Source organism: Sorangium sp. So ce117 (assembly GCF_051524395.1).
GTDB lineage: Bacteria > Myxococcota_A > Polyangia > Polyangiales > Polyangiaceae > Sorangium > Sorangium cellulosum_B.
In genome coordinates this window covers 8,849,650-8,866,000 of the sequence record NZ_CP150309.1, presented here as the reverse complement: position 1 = coordinate 8,866,000, position 16,351 = coordinate 8,849,650, and the positions used below count along the sequence as shown (strand labels likewise).

The 16,351-nt window shown below is 66.4% G+C and carries 16 protein-coding genes, 1 other RNA gene and 1 pseudogene; 12 read left to right on the top strand and 6 right to left on the bottom strand.

Going from position 1 to position 16,351, the window contains the following annotated elements; translation table 11 throughout:
* The first annotated feature begins 604 nt into the window (after positions 1-604).
* On the top strand, positions 605-1,231 hold the full coding sequence (locus WMF46_RS33165) for a hypothetical protein (protein WP_437980860.1): 627 nt from the start codon (positions 605-607) through the stop codon (positions 1,229-1,231).
* A 701-nt stretch (positions 1,232-1,932) separates the two neighbouring features.
* Here the strand turns inward: WMF46_RS33165 and WMF46_RS33160 are convergent.
* The 3 genes from WMF46_RS33160 to WMF46_RS33150 form a co-directional block, all read right to left on the bottom strand.
* Positions 1,933-2,274, bottom strand: coding sequence for a hypothetical protein (locus tag WMF46_RS33160; protein ID WP_437980859.1), 342 nt, complete (start codon positions 2,272-2,274; stop codon positions 1,933-1,935).
* 202 nt (positions 2,275-2,476) lie between these two features.
* Positions 2,477-3,865 carry an IS1380 family transposase gene (locus WMF46_RS33155; protein WP_437980858.1) on the bottom strand — a complete coding sequence of 463 codons (1,389 nt, stop codon included), beginning with the start codon at positions 3,863-3,865 and terminating at the stop codon, positions 2,477-2,479.
* Between the two features lie 36 nt (positions 3,866-3,901).
* On the bottom strand, positions 3,902-4,294 hold the full coding sequence (locus WMF46_RS33150) for a hypothetical protein (RefSeq protein ID WP_437980857.1): 393 nt from the start codon (positions 4,292-4,294) through the stop codon (positions 3,902-3,904).
* A 650-nt stretch (positions 4,295-4,944) separates the two neighbouring features.
* Between WMF46_RS33150 and WMF46_RS33145 the strand changes: the two genes are divergently transcribed.
* Positions 4,945-5,112 carry a hypothetical protein gene (locus tag WMF46_RS33145; RefSeq protein ID WP_437980856.1) on the top strand — a complete coding sequence of 56 codons (168 nt, stop codon included), beginning with the start codon at positions 4,945-4,947 and terminating at the stop codon, positions 5,110-5,112.
* A 624-nt stretch (positions 5,113-5,736) separates the two neighbouring features.
* Here the strand turns inward: WMF46_RS33145 and WMF46_RS33140 are convergent.
* A complete protein-coding gene (locus WMF46_RS33140; RefSeq protein WP_437980855.1) occupies positions 5,737-6,777 on the bottom strand; it encodes a hypothetical protein in 1,041 nt (346 codons plus the stop codon).
* 508 nt (positions 6,778-7,285) lie between these two features.
* Between WMF46_RS33140 and WMF46_RS33135 the strand changes: the two genes are divergently transcribed.
* The 9 genes and pseudogenes from WMF46_RS33135 to WMF46_RS33095 all read left to right on the top strand — a co-directional run.
* A complete protein-coding gene (locus WMF46_RS33135) occupies positions 7,286-7,858 on the top strand; it encodes an RNA polymerase sigma factor (protein WP_437980854.1) in 573 nt (190 codons plus the stop codon).
* Entirely contained in the window at positions 7,849-8,148 is a 300-nt protein-coding gene (locus WMF46_RS33130) for a hypothetical protein (RefSeq protein WP_437980853.1), read from the top strand. Before WMF46_RS33135 ends, WMF46_RS33130 begins: the two co-directional genes overlap by 10 nt.
* Positions 8,149-8,349: 201 nt before the next feature.
* Positions 8,350-9,117: a hypothetical protein gene (locus WMF46_RS33125; protein WP_437980852.1), complete on the top strand. Its 768-nt coding sequence runs from the start codon at positions 8,350-8,352 to the stop codon at positions 9,115-9,117.
* 88 nt (positions 9,118-9,205) lie between these two features.
* On the top strand, positions 9,206-9,415 hold the full coding sequence (locus WMF46_RS33120; RefSeq protein ID WP_437980851.1) for a ribbon-helix-helix domain-containing protein: 210 nt from the start codon (positions 9,206-9,208) through the stop codon (positions 9,413-9,415).
* The gene (locus WMF46_RS33115; RefSeq protein ID WP_437980850.1) at positions 9,412-9,822 is read left to right on the top strand and encodes a hypothetical protein; all 411 of its coding nucleotides are present in this window, start codon (positions 9,412-9,414) and stop codon (positions 9,820-9,822) included. The genes WMF46_RS33120 and WMF46_RS33115 overlap by 4 nt, the downstream gene beginning before the upstream one ends.
* A 1,248-nt stretch (positions 9,823-11,070) precedes the next feature.
* On the top strand, positions 11,071-11,619 hold the full coding sequence (locus WMF46_RS33110) for a crossover junction endodeoxyribonuclease RuvC (protein ID WP_437980849.1): 549 nt from the start codon (positions 11,071-11,073) through the stop codon (positions 11,617-11,619).
* 31 nt (positions 11,620-11,650) lie between these two features.
* Positions 11,651-12,355 carry a recombinase family protein gene (locus WMF46_RS33105; protein ID WP_437980848.1) on the top strand — a complete coding sequence of 235 codons (705 nt, stop codon included), beginning with the start codon at positions 11,651-11,653 and terminating at the stop codon, positions 12,353-12,355.
* Entirely contained in the window at positions 12,352-13,053 is a 702-nt protein-coding gene (locus WMF46_RS33100; RefSeq protein ID WP_437980847.1) for a helix-turn-helix domain-containing protein, read from the top strand. Before WMF46_RS33105 ends, WMF46_RS33100 begins: the two co-directional genes overlap by 4 nt.
* Positions 13,054-13,089: 36 nt before the next feature.
* Positions 13,090-14,169: pseudogene (locus WMF46_RS33095) on the top strand (tyrosine-type recombinase/integrase); the annotation flags it as partial.
* A 124-nt stretch (positions 14,170-14,293) separates the two neighbouring features.
* On the opposite strand, the gene ssrA reads toward WMF46_RS33095, so the two are convergent.
* Positions 14,294-14,638, bottom strand: a transfer-messenger RNA (tmRNA) gene (gene ssrA, locus WMF46_RS33090).
* A gap of 347 nt (positions 14,639-14,985) precedes the next feature.
* Here ssrA and WMF46_RS33085 point away from each other — a divergent pair.
* The gene (locus WMF46_RS33085; RefSeq protein WP_437793035.1) at positions 14,986-15,276 is read left to right on the top strand and encodes an oxidative damage protection protein; all 291 of its coding nucleotides are present in this window, start codon (positions 14,986-14,988) and stop codon (positions 15,274-15,276) included.
* An 89-nt stretch (positions 15,277-15,365) separates the two neighbouring features.
* Here the strand turns inward: WMF46_RS33085 and WMF46_RS33080 are convergent, their stop codons facing one another.
* A complete protein-coding gene (locus tag WMF46_RS33080) occupies positions 15,366-16,148 on the bottom strand; it encodes a hypothetical protein (protein WP_437980846.1) in 783 nt (260 codons plus the stop codon).
* Positions 16,149-16,351: the final 203 nt, after the last annotated feature.

The following is a 16,351-nucleotide window of genomic DNA, read 5'->3' as shown; positions in this document are numbered from 1 at the left end:
TTATCCTATGAAGGCCCCTCGCATACCCCGCGGCCAGGTTACGCGAAAGGCGGCACATCTAGCCTTCCGCTCGATCACGATGGCGACGTCGACGGACCCATCGGTAGGAGGCTGCGTGGTCATGGAGGCGTGCAGGTCGAGGCTACGCTCACCTCCGGCGGGGGATCAAGCCAGCCGGGCGTCGGAGGGGACGCAACTGGAAGCCCTCCTGGGTCGACCATCAGCCAGAAGCAAATCCTAACCGCCAGGAGATCCGTCCATGTCGCACGTGAAGACCACGCATCTCGAAGGCTACGCCCACACTGTCGCGTCCGGCTGGGACGGTCTCGCCGTCGACCCAAAGGGGCAGGACGGTGGCAAGGTCGCTGGGGAAGCGAGGCCGACCAAGAGCCACGGTCGAATCGCTCCCTTGATAGCGGCGGTAGGCGTTGATAGGCGTCAGGGGGTGCAAACACATGAACGTGCTAGCAGTATGTCCGTTCATGTGTGCAATTGAGCGACGCTGTCCTCTTCTCCGTGGTTTCGCTCGCCTTCTGAGTCGTGTTAGTCTTCGGCCTCTAATGCCTTTACGCAAGATGCTGATAGTGTCGACGGAATGAGGGCAATGATGAAGGGAAGCAAATTTGTCTCAGTAGTGCTGTTGACCGTGTGTCTCATAGTGTTTGGGTGGCCTGCAAAGAGCATGGCCGAGCCCGAGAAGTCCAACCCAATAGGGAACCTGATTGCGATAAAGGGCTACAAGCCCGGGATGCCGGCTGCAAAAATCCTAAATGATCGAGATTACAGCGTTTACGACAAGGTTTCTGATGATGACTTGCGATCGGTGTATAGCCTTGTGCACAAATCTGGGTTCTACTATTTAAGAGTTGGTGTTGCTGAATGCGGCGTTGCTCCAGTGATATGGTATTTTGCAGTCCATCTAAAAGACTCCGATCAGTCTAAGTTCTACGAATTAGAAAAGTCTGTCGAGGGGCAGATTGGTGGTGCTCCGAATAGTTATAAGCATGGTGCGGGTAGAGATTATTGGTATGCTGAGTGGCTATTCGGGAAAATTGTCCCCTGGGTAGAGGCGAGTGTTAGTGTTGTCTACTCTCAGCGTGGAATAGGTTCGAGTGAGGATCCCTTTAAGTCTCGTGTGATGGTTTCGGTGGAAAACAATAAAATTCGGGCAGATAACAGCAAATGCGCCGAGGCAAAGAAGAAGAAGGCTCAGGACATCTTCAATCCTTGATCGTGCTCGGCAGGGGTTAGCGATTGGACTCTGCTGATGTCGCGGGAGTGCTTCACTACCTCCAGCCAGCCGTACGTGCTCGGCAGCTTTTGCGTCCGTTTTTTGTGGAGTGGGGGGCTCCCCGAGGAGCTCGGCAGGCTCCTCAGGCTGGGCGGGATGGGGTGGATTTCGGTGACCCAGGTGGGGGGAAGGGGTCACCTGCGGGAGGGAAGGCGGAGACGAGCCCGTGTCTTCGCGAACTCAGCCTCTAGGTGGCGGACTTGCTCCTCCACGGCGTCGATGCGGCGGTTCAGCTGGGCCGTCCGGGCGAGGACCCGGACGAGGAGGCAGACGGAGGTCGTGACCGCCGCGAGGGAGACAGTGCTGTAAGCGCTGCATGAAGCGCCGTCGGCCCCAACCTCGGTCAGCTGTTGCCGCGCGGCTCTTGGTGGCGTTCCGCTATGGTTGTACGTAGGGCTCCCGGATCCCGCCTGCCGCGAGGCATCACGCCTCCCGGATCTCGATCAGCACCGAAGACCCGGGGCCCTGCTAGCTCGCGACGAGGAGGATCCTCGTCATCGAAGGCGAATTCGATGATAGGGTCAGGGACGGCGGTCAGGATCAGGGCGGAGAGCATGTTGTAAAGACCTGATACGCGCGGGGGAGATCGAACTCCCCGAGGCCACCCGCCTCGTCGCTCTGATCGCCTCGTACCAGAGTACCTACTCACCTGCGTCGTCGTTGCCAGTAAGTATATAGCGGAGCTTTAAAAAGACGACTCGAGTTGCGATGATGTTCGCCGGAGTGCCTCCGAAGTACATCGCCGTCGTTGGACGCAGTAGTCCATATTCCGCAAATAGATCGAGTGCGCGCGATGCATCTAGTTCGATTGTTGTGTGGATGCCAGCTTTATCTTCCTTTTCGTTCTGATGCTCGTCCTTGACCACGCATAGAAAGTTGCCGCGCTGCACCAAGTGAAACTCATCTCGGGCGACGACGTTCAAGGACCAAACTACGACCTTTCGGATCTGTTCGATTTCGTCAGCGCTGATATCGCAGAGCATGCGTGTGCAGCTGCGAAAGAAACGATCTCTTGCGCCAGTTTTAGCGTGGATTTCGCGCCTACGGGGCACGAGTGGGCCGACGGCGACGCGCGAGTGGCGTTCCGCCGACGAATGCGACGTCGATTACAATCGGGTGCGCTCAGCGCGGCGCAAAGGCACACGCCCCCCTTACCCCCCACCATGATTTCGGCTGGTTCTGGGCTCAATTGAGCCGGCGAGCGAGCTGCGAGCGCTCCGGCACGTGCAGCTTCGTGCACCGACTCGAGCGGGCCAACCTTCCAGGGACGAGGATCAGCGCGCGCCGCAACCACGGCGTTCGCCAGGTCGCGAGGTGCGGAACATGGTCGAGGACATACCGGCGCATCAGGTTGGCGGTCAGCAACTTCAGCAGCAGCGCGGCATGATTGGCGTTGAAGCTATGGCTCGGCACGCGACCGCATCCCCATCCGTGCTTGAGATCGCCGATGAGTGGCTCGATGCCCGCGCGCAGGTCATACCGCGCCGCGACGTCTTCCGGCGCTTCGACCGGCTCGTTGGTCAAGAAGACCTGCACCGTGTAGTCGAGGCCCTCCCAGAGGTAGATCTGCTTGCCGTTCTCCCGATCGCGTGTGCGTACGGCGATCACGCGGACTCCATTCGGCCAACCGCTGCGCCGGAAGGGGACCTCGGTCACCTGCCGTCGAGGACGACCGTCGGCATCCCGGTCGATGGTACGCCATCCGGTGGCGTACGCGACCCTGCCGACCAGATCAGGGCTCATCCGCGCCTTGGTCAGGAAAAAGCATTCCTTCGTGGCGACGGCGTGCATCAAGGCGCTGCAATCCCCCGCGCCGTCGATCCGCACGTAGATGGCCGCGCTCGGCGCTGCGGCGCGCGCCCGGTCGATGCACTCCTCGACGAAGGGCACATCGGCCTCGCCGAAGCTCGTGTCGCCCGGTCGCAGCTTGGCCCCGACAATGGCCTCGACCTCGGCGATGCGCGCCAGGATCGGATGATAGCTCGGCCGGCCACGGTAGCGTGGGTTCGGGCCCGGAAGTGCCCCCTCTTGCATCCCGAAGAGCGGCTCCACGGTCGTGTCGACGTCGATGTGCACGAAACGGTGCTTTCGGCGAGCAACGAGGGCGAGCCCGTGGTCGACGACCATGCTGTGCAGCGCTTCGAGCGCCTCCTCATCGAACCGGCACAGGTCCCGGTAGACGGTGTCGATGCTCGGGACGACGCCGCCGGCGAGACGCACGAAGAGCGGATCGACGGCGAGCGCCTCGATGCCGAAGACGCGCTCCTCGCCGGCGAGCGCGCTGTCCATCAGCAGGCGCATCTGCGCAGCCATCGGGTAGATGACCGTGCGGCCGGTCTTCAGCCGGGAGAACCAGCGGCTCAGGGCCGCGTCGATGCCGAGCTCGCGGATGAAGGCGCCGAACGGGGCGAGCCCTGCGACGCCCGTCAGGTTCTTCTCCGTGGGCTCGACGTGAATGCTGCGAGGGTCTGGCCGCCGGATTCGCTCTTGGTGCCGTCCGTCGCCTTTCCTCTTGAACCCGAGCTCGCGTCGACGCACCTTGGAGGTGCTCGGCGTGTGCCTTCGTTTGGTCATAGCAACCCGGACGGGTCGCCACGCCGAGCCTTTCTTTCAAGGACTTCCGTTTACGACGGCGGATTTCTCACGCCTCGGATCGGTTTCGTAGGCGCGAAATCCACGTTTAGTCAGCAGGTAGGCCCGCGTGAGCCGACCAAGCGGCGCGAGTGCGGCACTGTCAACAGTGGACAGGGCAGCGCGTAACCCCTCCAATATTACGTTTCCGTGCTCTTCGTTGAGTTCATATTCGAGTGTTCGTTCGAACTCCTCATCCGTCTTGTTCTCGACGACGTAGCGCCACCAGATCTGCTTTCGTCGTTCGGCGGCTTGGAACGCCTTCCCGAGGACGCTTCCGATGGTGGACGCGAGCCCACCCGTTGTGGGTTCGATGACTGCGAGCAGAGCACCGCCCTGCTCTATGTCCGATGCCAGCGTTTCCTTGCCCATTTGCTTCCCTGCCTAACTTGAACGGGTCCGCGCCCGACTAGCATCCGCGCGTTCGGCGGTATCTCTCTGGTCCTCGCTGCCGCTCCAGCTACCCCCATGGCCATCCCGATCTGCGAGGCCAGCGGAGATACCGTCCCGTGTCAAGAGGGGCATGCGCTCGGCAGGGGGGTCGCCGTCACGGTCCGGCGGGCCGACCGGCAGGGCAGGGATCCCACCCTCCGCCTGTCTCCCCATGCAATGGCGCCCGTTCGCCTGCTCGGCTCCGGGCTGCGCCAGCACGCAGACTCTGACCCGGAGTCGGCTCCTCCGCCCGGGTGCCCGCCGTGGAGTTCCGTGGAGCCCCGTATCCTGGGGCCACCTGCCGCGCCCGCTCCGGTGGTTTAGCCTGCGCCAGGCTTGCCCCAAATCCAGGGTTGCCAAAATTTATCAGGTCACACGCAGGCCCCACAAAAGAAAAAAGACACGGTTCTCACCGTGTCTTTTTAGTGGAGGCGCCGGGAATCGAAACGCCTGCTGAGGGTAGGGATCCGCAGGGATCGCGTAGGTTTCCGCATGCGACGGGAGCGGCAAGCGTGCCGACGACGGCGGCTAAGTGCGCGAAACCTCGTGAGCCGGACGAATCCCGGACGAAACCGGAGGACCCGCGGACGGTGCTGCTCCGCCAGCTCGCGGACGGCATGCGGGCGGCGCTCGCCGCGGGTGACGTCGAGGCGGCGCGCATCGCCCACGAGACCATCGGGCGCCTGCTCGGCGCGCCAGGGGCCGACGCGGGCGGCGTCATCGACCTCGCGGCCGAGCGCGCCCGGCGCGGCGGGTAGCCCCGGCTGGGCCCGCGCTCGCGACGGGCGACGTCGAGGCCGCGCGGATCGCGCACGAGACCATCGGGCGCCTGCTCGGCGCGCCAGGGGCCGACGCGGGCGGCGTCATCGACCTCGCCGCCGAGCGCACCCGGCGCGGCGGGTAGCTCCGGCTGGCCCGCGCTCGCGACGGGCGACGTCGAGGCCGCGCGGATCGCGCACGAGACCATCGGGCGCCTGCTCGGCGCGCCAGGGGCCGACGCGGGCGGCGTCATCGACCTCGCCGCCGAGCGCACCCGGCGCGGCGGGTAGCTCCGGCTGGCCCGCGCTCGCGACGGGCGACGTCGAGGCCGCGCGGATCGCGCACGAGACCATCGGGCGCCTGCTCGGCGCGCCAGGGGCCGACGCGGGCGGCGTCATCGACCTCGCCGCCGAGCGCACCCGGCGCGGCGGGTAGCTCCGGCTGGCCCGCGCTCGCGACGGGCGACGTCGAGGCCGCGCGGATCGCGCACGAGACCATCGGGCGCCTGCTCGGCGCGCCAGGGGCCGACGCGGGGGGCATCGACCTCGCCGTCGAGCGTACCCGCCGGGGCGGGTAGTGGACGATATGAGTTGCGCGCGATGGGGGATCAACCTCGCATGGCTTCAGGTGCCACTTGGTTTTTTACTGCCGCGCTTCTGGCCCGCCTGGCTCTCCGGGCGCTGGCTCTCCTGCGCCTTTTTCTGTGGCTGTTGGCTCTTCTGCGGCTTTGCGCCGGGCTGCGGCTTTGCCGGTGGCCGCTCGTTCTGAATGAAATTTTCGAAACTCTCGACAGTGTTGAACAGGTTTGATGGGTAGAGTCCCAGTGCCTTCGCAACTACGAATTCCGTGATTTGGCAAAACAGCTCGGCTTCATCATGTGCCCCTTCGCGCGCCGGGAGCCTACCATGGTGAATTAGCCGATTCCTGACTTCGGCTAACGCCTCGATCCTGGCACGTGCTTTCTGATCAATCTCTGCCCTGATCGCGAAGACGCTTAGGATGTGCGCAATCTTCTCCCTTGCGTAGAGGCTCCTTATTGTCTCGGGCGACATCCACGCTTTGTTTAGCACCCCAAAGAGGTGTTCCCAGATAGTCCAGCATTGCGTGAACGAGCTCTCGATCGATTGACGCTTGAACGCCTCTCGCGCGAGAAATAGGAAGTGCCCGTTCTCGTATCGTTGCTGCCATGCTGGGTCCTTCGTCAAGGCGACGATCCGGTTGAGTTCTTCCTCTAGGCCGATGTCCCCATGGCTTCCGTCTCCGGCTCTCTTGTACGGGATGGAGCATCTTAAGATGCCTCCCCGGGCGTACATGCGAGGATCCTCAATCAGTGGATGATCGGCGTTTGGATCGAGGGTAAATACATCTCTCCTGGTGAATATAGACAGCAGCAGGAGGACGTCATCAAGCCCTGTCTTGTTCCGACTGTCGGAGAAGATGACGGATTTTTCATTGGCTGGCCCCTCGACGTACGCCGTAACGGCGTTGGCGCCTGCGTTCGGGCTGATTCTGAATTCCGCTTGCCCCGCAACGATGTGCTGAAGCCGAGAGAGTTCTTCTTTGTAGTTCTCGGCCCTTTTAAAGTGATATGGGCCGATGTTTAGCTGGTAGATCCACGGGGGAAATTCAAGGTTGTATATAGTTTTTCGGCTGGAACCGGTCATCGGTGCACCCTGTAGAATCCCTGAAGAAGCGGTTGCGTCCGAAGATGGGGCGAGGCGCTATCAGCGCATGAACTGTCGACTTTGGCTTGTGTTGCCAAATGGAGCTTGTGTCTGTCGGGTGAGATGCAGCCGGTCGCTCTCGGTGACCTCTGGCTTGACCGCTCCGACGCTATGGCATGGTCGTTGACAACGAGACGAACGTCTCGTTGTCAGAAACCCGGACGGTGCGATCCATTCATCGTCGAGCATGGGTATCGATTGCCATTCTCATGCTGACCACGTAAGCTCGCCGGGCAAGCAAAGTGCCGCCCGCGGGTGCTGGTAACACCCCGGGCGGCGTGGCCGAACCCCGAGCAACGAGGTCCGACATGTCCGTTGTATACTTACGCCCTTCGACGGGCCAAGGAACCGATCCGCCTTCAGGACGGGCTCCTCGCCCGTCCGCTTCCTGTGCCGCTGAAGAGCCCGCCGGCCCGCGAATCCCCTTCAAGACGCGTAGGAGGAGCAGGTGAAGCGCCCGCGGAAGGGGGCCAAGCGCCCGCCTGCCGCGCGACATCCCCGGAAGCGACCGACGATCGAGGCGATCATGGCCGAGCGCTCGGTCATCATGGCGGTCATCGTCGCCAGCGGCGTGCCCGCGCGCGACCGCCAGGATGTCGCCCAGGAGATCCTGCTGAACGCCTGGCGTTCGGTGAAGCGCGGCATGTACAGGCCGGACCCGAAGGCCGAGCCGCGCAAGGCGCTCCGCGGTTGGCTCTACGGAGTCTCTTGGCGCAAGGTGGGGCACCATCTCAAGAGCGCGTACGTGCGGCGCGTGGTCCTGAGCGCGCAGCCGCTCGGCTGGCTTCCTGAGCCGACTGGGCCCAGCTTGGAGGCGCAGGTCGCCGCGCGCGAAGTGCTCGACGCCATGACGGAGCTCCCACCATGGCAGCTGGAGGCGTTCCTATCGATGGACGACCCGCTGTCGCTCGTCGCGTACGCCCGGCGGCGCGGGATGAACCCGAGCACCGCGGCGAGCCGCCTGCGCATCGCCCGGAAGGCCCTGGCCATGAAGCTCCGGAGGTGGCGCCGATGCCGATGATCAGCCGAGCCAAGCGGCGGCGCGCCCGCAAGAAGCTACCGAAGCCGCCCACCCCGATCCTGACGGAGGTCGTGCTGACCGAGGCCGACCTGAGCAGCATCGCCGAGGCAGCGCTGGCGCTCCTGCCGTTCCCCGTCCGCCCCTGGAACCGCGACAAGCTCTGGGCCGCCGTGCTCGACGCGCACCTCAACGCGAAGACGCGCGCCGGCCGAGAGCTCGCCTGGGAAGCGCGCGGCGCCTTGCAGGTGCTCGACGCCATCGAGCGGTTCTTCGTGCGCCGCGAGAAGTAGACGGCCGCCCCTCCGGGGACGCACGCCCGGCGGAAGCGCGGCTCGCGGCCCGCCGGTCTCAGCCCCGCCACCGCCGACGGAACCGGGGAGCTCGATCGCTCCCCGGACGTGCGGCCCTGACATCGCTCCCGCGTGCTGTAGGCTCGAAAGGATGCGGCCGGCGAGGGTGGAGCCTCCCGGCCGCAGACAATCACGCACGAGGTGACTGTGGCTTCAAAAAGGGTAGGCACGGGCGCAGGTAAAGACAAGGCGGCGAAGAGCAACGGCAGCAAGGCGAGCAGGGCCGCTCCCACACGCCAACGAAAGAAGGGAGCGGCTCCTCAGCCGCCCGAGGCCGAGCCGCCGTCGGCTCAGCTTTCGCCGGAAGCCTTCGGAGAGATGCTCGCCGTCCTCACGACATCGATCGGCAGTCCTTCCGCGGCGCACCTTGCGCTCCGAGCCTACAGCATGGGACTTCGAATTTTTATCCAGGCGGCTGACCCGGGCTACCCCTATCCTGAGATGAGCCAGATCCTAACCGCGCTGGAACGGGCGCACGGAGATATCGCGCGTCATGGCCAGGATGGTGGGGCGCGCCATGCAAAAGGCTTGCTTCAAGCCATGGTCAAGGCGGTATGGCGGTACAAGAATCAGCGGAAGCCTACGCGTCGGGAGCTCGTGCTGGGCGCCATCCGAACGCCCGGTCATGCCCTGACCAGCGATGGGCGTAGGATTCAGATCCCCTCCTATCCCTTTATTGCGAAGGCACTTCTTCACCACCGGCGCTCACAGGCCGATTGTGAACAGCAGGTCTCGGCTCTTGTTGAACGGCTTGCCGAGCACTTCGGACCGGATGGCATCGATCCAGGGAGCGACGTCGAAGAGGTCGCGAGGCAGGCGTTCAAGGTCGCCGGGATCGACCCGCACAACGCGCTCGACGCGCCGGAACGCATGCGGGCGTCTCGGGCGCGCCGGCGACGTCGGGCCTAGCCGGCCGGGGGCGCAGGTCATAACGCACGAGGGGGTGCGTTATGTAGCGGCTTGCTCGTCGCCCGGCCGTGCGGCTTGATGCGTGCAGATGAAGAACAACGCGCAAAAGCAATCTGGTCGGCAGGGGCGGCCCCGGCGCCGCCCCTCGAACCTGACGATCCCGGTCGATCTGCGCGAGCGGCTCCGCGCGCTGTCGGAGGCGACGGGCATCCCGCAGTCCAGGATCGCAGAGCAGGGCATCCGAATCCGGCTGGCGCAGATCGAGCACGCTCAGCGGGCACCGGAGCGTACGCCGTGAAAGTCGCGGTGGATGTCGCGACGCTGCTGCGCGTGCAGGCTGATGCACTCGACGTGCAGGCCCGCACGCTGCGCGCGCAGGCAGATGCTGTAGAGACAGGCCGCGCCGTGGCGCAGCCGACGCCGCACTACGCGACCGCGAAGTCGAACCCCCTCGGTTCCGCTCGGGCGTTTCTGAACGCCCATCGTCGCGGGCACTTCCACACGTTCAAACGCGGGCGCGAAGTCGCGGCGCTCTGGACCGACGTCGCTACCTGGGTCGAGAGCCGGAAGGCTGTGCCTCGTGAACGCAGGGTCGTAGACGACGTGGACGACGATCGCGCCCTTCTCCAAAGGGCGGGTATGCGGTTCCCGCCGGCGAACGACTCCCCAACTGTGCGGCACCGGAAACGCTCCCGCGGATGTTGAGGTGCGGCGTGGCAAGCGCAGCCAGAGAGAGCCGTCTGAGCGCCCCCGGGGACGCTTTCGGCGGCAGCGGGGACGCTTTCGGCGGCAGCGGGGACGCTTTCGGCGGCAGCGGGGACGCTTTCGGCGGCAGCGGGGACGCTTTCGGCGGCAGCGGGGACGCTTTCGGCGGCAGCGGGGACGCTTTCGGCGGCAGCGGGGACGCTTTGCCGCCAGGCCCATCAGGACAAGAGGAGCGCGAGCTTGCAGCACTCGGCGCGCGAGATCCGCGGGTTCTTGCGGAGCCCTGGGTGCTACACCCGTCGCATCGATCCGCCGGCTCTGGACGCCTGGGTGCGGGTCACGACCCCTCAGCCGCCTTACTTGATAGCCCTCTCTGCTTCCCTCTCTCTGCGATCGATGGCACCGCTCCCGCGCTGCACTTCCCAGAAAACGCCGACAATGGCGATGCTCCGTGGGTGCTGCTCGCGTACCTCCGGCCGAGCATCCTCGCATGTCGCGGGCAGTCTCTTGCCCTTGTCAGCGCGTCCCTCACGGCTCCCTCTGGACGGGATGTGCGGGACCACGCGGCGGCATTCGTTGCCTACATCGCAGCACGCCCGGGGGAGGGGGCTGTGCTCGTGGTCGACCAGGGCAAGGGGAAGAGGGGAGCGGCGCATCTACACGGACTCATCTTGACCGGCGCCCCCGCGGAGATGCGCGGCGCTTGGTGCCGCGGGACAGGCGCACGGGAGGCGTTATGCACGCTTACAGACGTGACGGGCTGGAGCGAGCACCTTCAGGGATCCTCTCTTACGCTTGTGCCTGAAGTGGCAAAGATACTCCGCTACGCGTTCAAGCCCTGGCCCATCCAGCACGGCTTCCGTCGCCTCGACATCGATGTATTCGCGTCAGGGCGCTTCGATGCCCCTTGGAAGAGCGTTCTCGAGTTTCTCAGACGGCAGCAACCCGACGGAAGCGCACCCGCGCAGAAAGCGTCCCCTCGCCCGGAGGAAGCGGCTTCCTTGTGTGCCCGGTGCGGACGGAAGATACCTGCAAACAAGCGGCGTCACGCGCGATGGTGCTCGATCAAGTGCCGAAAGGCAGCCCACCGGCACCGTGAGCGGGAGCAGAAATATCTTGACAGGACGCAGATAGGACATTGTTCTTCCGACGTCCCCCGCACGCGGCATGCCGGCCCGCGCTGATTTACCCACGAGTAAATCAGCGCGGGCCGGCATGCCGCGTGCGGGGGGACGTGAGGCTTTCCCGATGGACACCATCGTGCTCGGGTTCGACCCTGGCGCTGCCCGCGTGGGATGGGCGGCGCTCGGCGCGGACGCGCGCGGGGCGCGGCACGTGGGCTCCGGCGTGCTCCCTGTCGACCTCGCGGGCGATCCCGGACTCGAGGCCCTGCGCGCGGCCGCGGGGGCGCTGCTCTCGCGCTACCGCCCCGCGCTGGTCGCCGTCGAGCGCGTCGTCCGGGTCTTCCCCCGCCCGCGGTTCGGTCCTGCCATGGCCAGCGAGCTCTGTGGCGCCTCGTGGGTCGGAGCCGAGCTTGCCGGCCTCGCGGCGGCGCGTGGGCTCATCGTGCGCACCGCGACGCTCCAGGCGGTGCGCTCGGCCCTGGGATGCGCCAGGGCAGGTGACGCCGCGCTCGCCGCCGCCATCCGCGCGCGGGTCGCCGGCTGGCCCGCCCGGTCCAGCGAGCATGCACGCGACGCCGCCGCGGTCGCGTGGAGCACGATCCGCGAGGAGGTGCCCGCGCCCGCGTCGCAGTCGTGGGTGATGTCGGCGGAGCTCGATCGCAATCCCCCTTGACCGAATACATGTTGAGATACATAATGTACATATGGGCGAGCGGACGAGGGCGATCGGTTACGTGCGGGTCTCGACCGAACATCAGGCGGACGGCGGCGTGAGCCTCGCGGCGCAGCGGGCGAAGCTCGAAGCCTACGCGACGGCCATGGATCTCGACCTCGTGGACATCATCGAAGACCCCGGCGTCAGCGCCAAGACGCTCGACCGCCCCGGCCTGCAACGTGCGCTCGGCATGCTCGACGCTGGCCAGGCGTCCGCCCTGCTCGTGGTGAAGCTCGATCGGCTCACGCGCAGCGTGCGCGATCTCGACACGTTGATCGCCCGGTGCTTCGCCGATCGCTTCTCGCTCCTGTCGGTCGCCGATTCGATCGACACGCGCTCTGCCGCGGGGCGCCTCGTGCTGAACGTCCTCGCGTCGGTCTCGCAGTGGGAGCGCGAAGCGACCGCCGAGCGCACGCGCGATGCGCTGGCCCAGCTCCGCGCCGATGGCGTGCGGCTCGGCGGGGCGGCGCTCGGGTGGGTTCACACCGGGGAGGCCGATGCGGACGGCCGGCGCATCATCGCCCGCGTGCAGGATGAAGCTGCGACCGTGGATCGGATCCTGGCGCTCCGCGCCGATGGCCTCTCGCTGCGCGAGATCGCCGCGACCCTGACCGACGAGGGGTATCGGACGAAGCGGGGCGGTAGCTGGGCGGCTGAAACCGTGCGAAAGGTGCTCGCGAGGTCGAGAGAGTGAGTTTCTCCATCGCGTGCAAGATATGGGGTAGCGCAGCGGTTCGGCATGCCCTGGCCGAGCCGAACCCCGACCCGGCGACCCGCGAGCTCTGCCAGAAGATCCTGAAGCACGCGGACCCGCCCGGCGCTTTCCGCGCGTGGGCGCTCGCGCAGCCCTGGCCGCGGTTCTGCGCGATCGTTCGCATCGTCTCCGGAGAAGAGCGTCGAGAGGTCGACGAAGCCGTGAAGGAAAGGATCAAGAGCATGGCACGCATGGGCCGCCCCCCGAAGGAAGACCGCAGCACCGTCGCCGGTGTCATGGTCCACGTCCGACTCACCCCGGGAGAGGTCGAGACCGTGGATGCAGAGGTCGAGCGCCAGCGCGCCATCGCGCCGCCCGGCCTCGCGGACAAGGTGTCGCGGTCGTCGGTCATCAAGGGCTTGATCTCGACGCTGCGCCAGCCTGCCGCAGACCCCGCGCCCGCGGCTCCGCCCGCGCGCTCTCCCGCTCGCGAGAGCAACGAGAGCGACGTCCGCGAGCTCATGGCCCGCTGTTTCGAGCGGGGCCTTACCCAAGCCCAGCTGGCGAAGCTCTCCGGTGTCGAGCGGTCCCAGATCAGCCGCTTTCACACGCAGAACGCCACGAAGCCGCCGTTGCCCCCCGAGAAGGTGGCAGCCCTCGCCCACGCCCTGCGCGCGTGGGAGGCGAAGCAGAAGTAGACCGCGCCTGCCGCGCCCTGACGGAGACACCGACGCATGCCCCGACCTCGCACCGGAACGCTTCAACGCCACCGCGATCACTGGGACGCGCGCATCACCTTGGAGGATGGCTCGCGGCAGTGGTTCTGCTTCCCTGCCGGCTACTCCGAGGCTCGCGCCCGCGACCGCGCCAAGCGCCTCTCGGAGACCGCCCGCGCCACGGGCGCCACGAAGCCGCGGCGGGGCCGCACCGCAGCGGCTCCCGCGGGTGAGACCGTGGCCGCGTGGGTCGAGCGCTGGACCGCGGTGCGAGAAGAGCGGGGTCTGACGTCTGCGGCGGGCGACCGCGGACGTCTGCGGAAGTGGCTGTTTCCTCAGTTGGGCGACAAGCCGATAACCGCCGTGGCGCGGCGTGATGTCGAGGCGTTCGTCGAACACCTGGACAACTCGGTGCGAGCCGGCGAGCAGTCGTGGAAAACCGCGGTGAACACCTGGGGGCTCGTTTCCAAGCTGTTCGATGACGCCTGCAACGCCAAGACGCTCTCGCTGCGCGTCCTTGTCAGCAATCCGGCCGCGGACGTGCGCGGGCCAGACCGGGGCATCAAGAAGGCGAAGGCGTATCTCTACCCGTCGGAGTTCCTGCCGCTCGTGTCGAGCCCGAACATCTCGATCGAGTGGCGCCGCGCCGTGGCGCTCGCGACCTACCTCTATGTGCGGGCGAGCGAGCTCCGCGCCCTGACGTGGGACGACATCGATCTCGAGCGCGGCATCGTCCACGTGCATCGCAGCTTGGACCGCGAGGGCGGCGCCAAATCGACCAAGACGGGCAACACCCGCCGCTTCACCATCGAGCCGGCCTTGATGCCCCTCCTACGCGCCATGCACGCCGAGTCAGGCGGCCGGGGCCGCATCATCCGGCTCCCCGACGATCGCCACCTGGCACGCGCCCTGCGCGGGCTCATGACCGCGGCGCGGCTGGACCGGTCCGAGCTCTTCGCGGCGGACGCGACGCGGAAGAACATGACCTGGCACGACCTCCGCGCCACCGGCATCACCTGGCTTGCCATCCGGGGGGACGACCCGCTCAAGATCATGCAGCGCGCTGGCCATGCCGGTTTCCAGACGACGCAGGGCTACATCCGCGAGGCCGAAGCCGTCCGCGCGGGGTTCGGCGACGTCTTTCCGCGGCTACCTCTCTCGCTGTGGGAGGGTGGTGTTTCGTCTGGGAATCGTCCGGAAAGCGCGCAAGTGCGCGGAATCATGGTGGAGGCGCCGGGAATCGAACCCGGGTCCGCAAGGCATCCAGTCTACCTTCGTTCACGTGCGTAGTCGCCATGCGCCGGCGACGGCGTTCGTAGATTCGGCTACGACCTATCCCTCACTGAATCTCGGCCGCGTTATCGAGGGCGTCCTCACGCGACCCAGCCCTGTGGTTGACACCCTTAGAGTACTAGGACGACCTTCTCCTCGGATGGCTTAGCGGTTATTAGGCCGCGACAGCGTATGCGTTGTCGTTCGCACTTGTAACGTCCCGCTTGATAGGCGGAGCAGGAGCCGCCAGCACGCAGACAGACCTTCAGTCCCCACGTCGAAGCCGATCGCCCCCTCGTGGTTCGTTCAGACGGACCGAATATTGCTAGAAACCGCGCTGGCGTCAACCCCTCGGCGCCAGATCGTTCCGTCGCTGACGCCGTTGCGGACGGCGCCGTGCGTCGGTCGGGGCCCGTTGGTCCGATCCTCCCGGCTTTCCTGCCTGCCGCTGCCTCCAGGCGCTTCCGTCAGCCTTGCCCTCCGCCCTCTGCCTCAACCTGCTGCCGCCGCTCGTCCGCCCGCTCCGGTCGGGCCCCTCTCTGCTCGGCCGCCCGCTGACCTCGCCGGCACGCCTCGCGCTCTCGACGGCTCCTCGCGGCTCGGCTAAGAAGCCCGCGAAAAGGAAAAGGAGTCGGGCAACTTATGGCGAGGATGGTCCAGTGCGTGAAGCTCGGCCGTGAGGCGGAGGGGCTGGAGAAGCCGCCGCTGAAGGGCGAGCTGGGCAAGCGGATTTTCGACAACGTCTCGAAGGAGGCGTGGCGGCTGTGGCTCGAGCACTCGAAGATGCTCATCAACGAGTACCGCCTCGACCTCATCTCCGAGGCCGGCCAGCGGATCTGGATGACCGAGCTCGACAAGTACTTCTTCACCGGCGGGAACGAGGCCGCGCAGCTCCCGCCCGACTACGTGGCGCCCAAGGACAAGCCGGAGTAGCCGACCGCGATCGCGGTCCCCCGTCGCTCATCGGCCCGGCGGCGCTCCCACCCACCCCATCCGGAAGCGCCCCGCCCCCCCGCCGCCCCTCAGGGCAGCGGACCCGGAGCCGGCAGCGCTCCGCCGTTGCGCACGTACTCGATCAGCGCCGTCGCCATCTGCTTGTCGACCTTCTCGCACTTCGCGGTGACCGCCCCCATCGTCGCGCCCTTGCACTCTCTCTTCCGCTCGATGATGAGCTTGCCCGTCTTCTCGTCGGCCAGGAACGCGTCGCGCGTCTTCTGATCGAGGCTCTTCCACGGGATCGCCGCGAACTTCGGCTTCGGCGGCACGTGCTGCCGGACCTCCTCCGCCATCAGCGTGGCGCACGTCCCGTCCCATCGCAGGACCTCGTAGCCGCCCCCGGCGCCGCTCACGACCATGCCCCCGGTCTCCGGCTCCCGGTGATAGAGGATCAGCACCTCCTCATCGAAGACCAGCTTGTCGTTCGAGGACGACCCGCCAGAGGCGTTCACCGCCTCGGTGTCCCGCGTCAGGTACCCGCGCGTGAACGGCGACCCCTTCGCGAACAGGGTCAGCGCCACGTCCGGATGGAACCCGCTGCAGAGCCGCTTCACGAACGCCACCGGCGGCAAACACTCGTTGCCCCGCTGCTCGCACGTCGTCGGGATCTGCCGTGACGCTTCCCCCGCCGCGTCCTCCTCCTTCTTCCCACCTTCACCCTCCGCCGCCTCACCCTCCTTCGCGGCCGGCGCCGCAGCAGCCACCTCGGCCTCCGCACGATCCGGCTCCGACGGAGGAGGCGCCGCGCCACCGCAAGCGGTCAGGGCACCCACCAGGACAAGCGCAAACGAGCTCTGGACAGATCGCATGGCCCACGAACCTACCGGAGCCAGCCCGCCCCTCCGCATGGAAAAAACAACGTCGCCCCGCGACGCAATGCGCCAGCACGGCGTCAAAATCCGTGGCGAATTGCAGGAAGCCGGCCGCTGCTCGCAACGCCGCCCGCGACGCAATGCGCTGCAGATCACGAATGGTTCAAATTTCCGACAGCGCTTGACATCAGCATCCCATC

Excerpts from the sequence above, each read along its gene's own strand:
- WMF46_RS33120 (WP_437980851.1), top strand. The coding sequence starts at position 9,206 with ATGAAGAACAACGCGCAAAAGCAATCTGGTCGGCAGGGGCGGCCCCGG.
- WMF46_RS33150 (WP_437980857.1), bottom strand. The coding sequence starts at position 4,294 with ATGGGCAAGGAAACGCTGGCATCGGACATAGAGCAGGGCGGTGCTCTG.
- WMF46_RS33160 (WP_437980859.1), bottom strand. The coding sequence starts at position 2,274 with ATGCTCTGCGATATCAGCGCTGACGAAATCGAACAGATCCGAAAGGTC.
- WMF46_RS33110 (WP_437980849.1), top strand. The coding sequence starts at position 11,071 with ATGGACACCATCGTGCTCGGGTTCGACCCTGGCGCTGCCCGCGTGGGA.
- WMF46_RS33080 (WP_437980846.1), bottom strand. The coding sequence starts at position 16,148 with ATGCGATCTGTCCAGAGCTCGTTTGCGCTTGTCCTGGTGGGTGCCCTG.
- WMF46_RS33130 (WP_437980853.1), top strand. The coding sequence starts at position 7,849 with ATGCCGATGATCAGCCGAGCCAAGCGGCGGCGCGCCCGCAAGAAGCTA.
- WMF46_RS33155 (WP_437980858.1), bottom strand. The coding sequence starts at position 3,865 with ATGACCAAACGAAGGCACACGCCGAGCACCTCCAAGGTGCGTCGACGC.
- WMF46_RS33105 (WP_437980848.1), top strand. The coding sequence starts at position 11,651 with ATGGGCGAGCGGACGAGGGCGATCGGTTACGTGCGGGTCTCGACCGAA.
- WMF46_RS33140 (WP_437980855.1), bottom strand. The coding sequence starts at position 6,777 with ATGACCGGTTCCAGCCGAAAAACTATATACAACCTTGAATTTCCCCCG.
- WMF46_RS33085 (WP_437793035.1), top strand. The coding sequence starts at position 14,986 with ATGGCGAGGATGGTCCAGTGCGTGAAGCTCGGCCGTGAGGCGGAGGGG.
- WMF46_RS33165 (WP_437980860.1), top strand. The coding sequence starts at position 605 with ATGATGAAGGGAAGCAAATTTGTCTCAGTAGTGCTGTTGACCGTGTGT.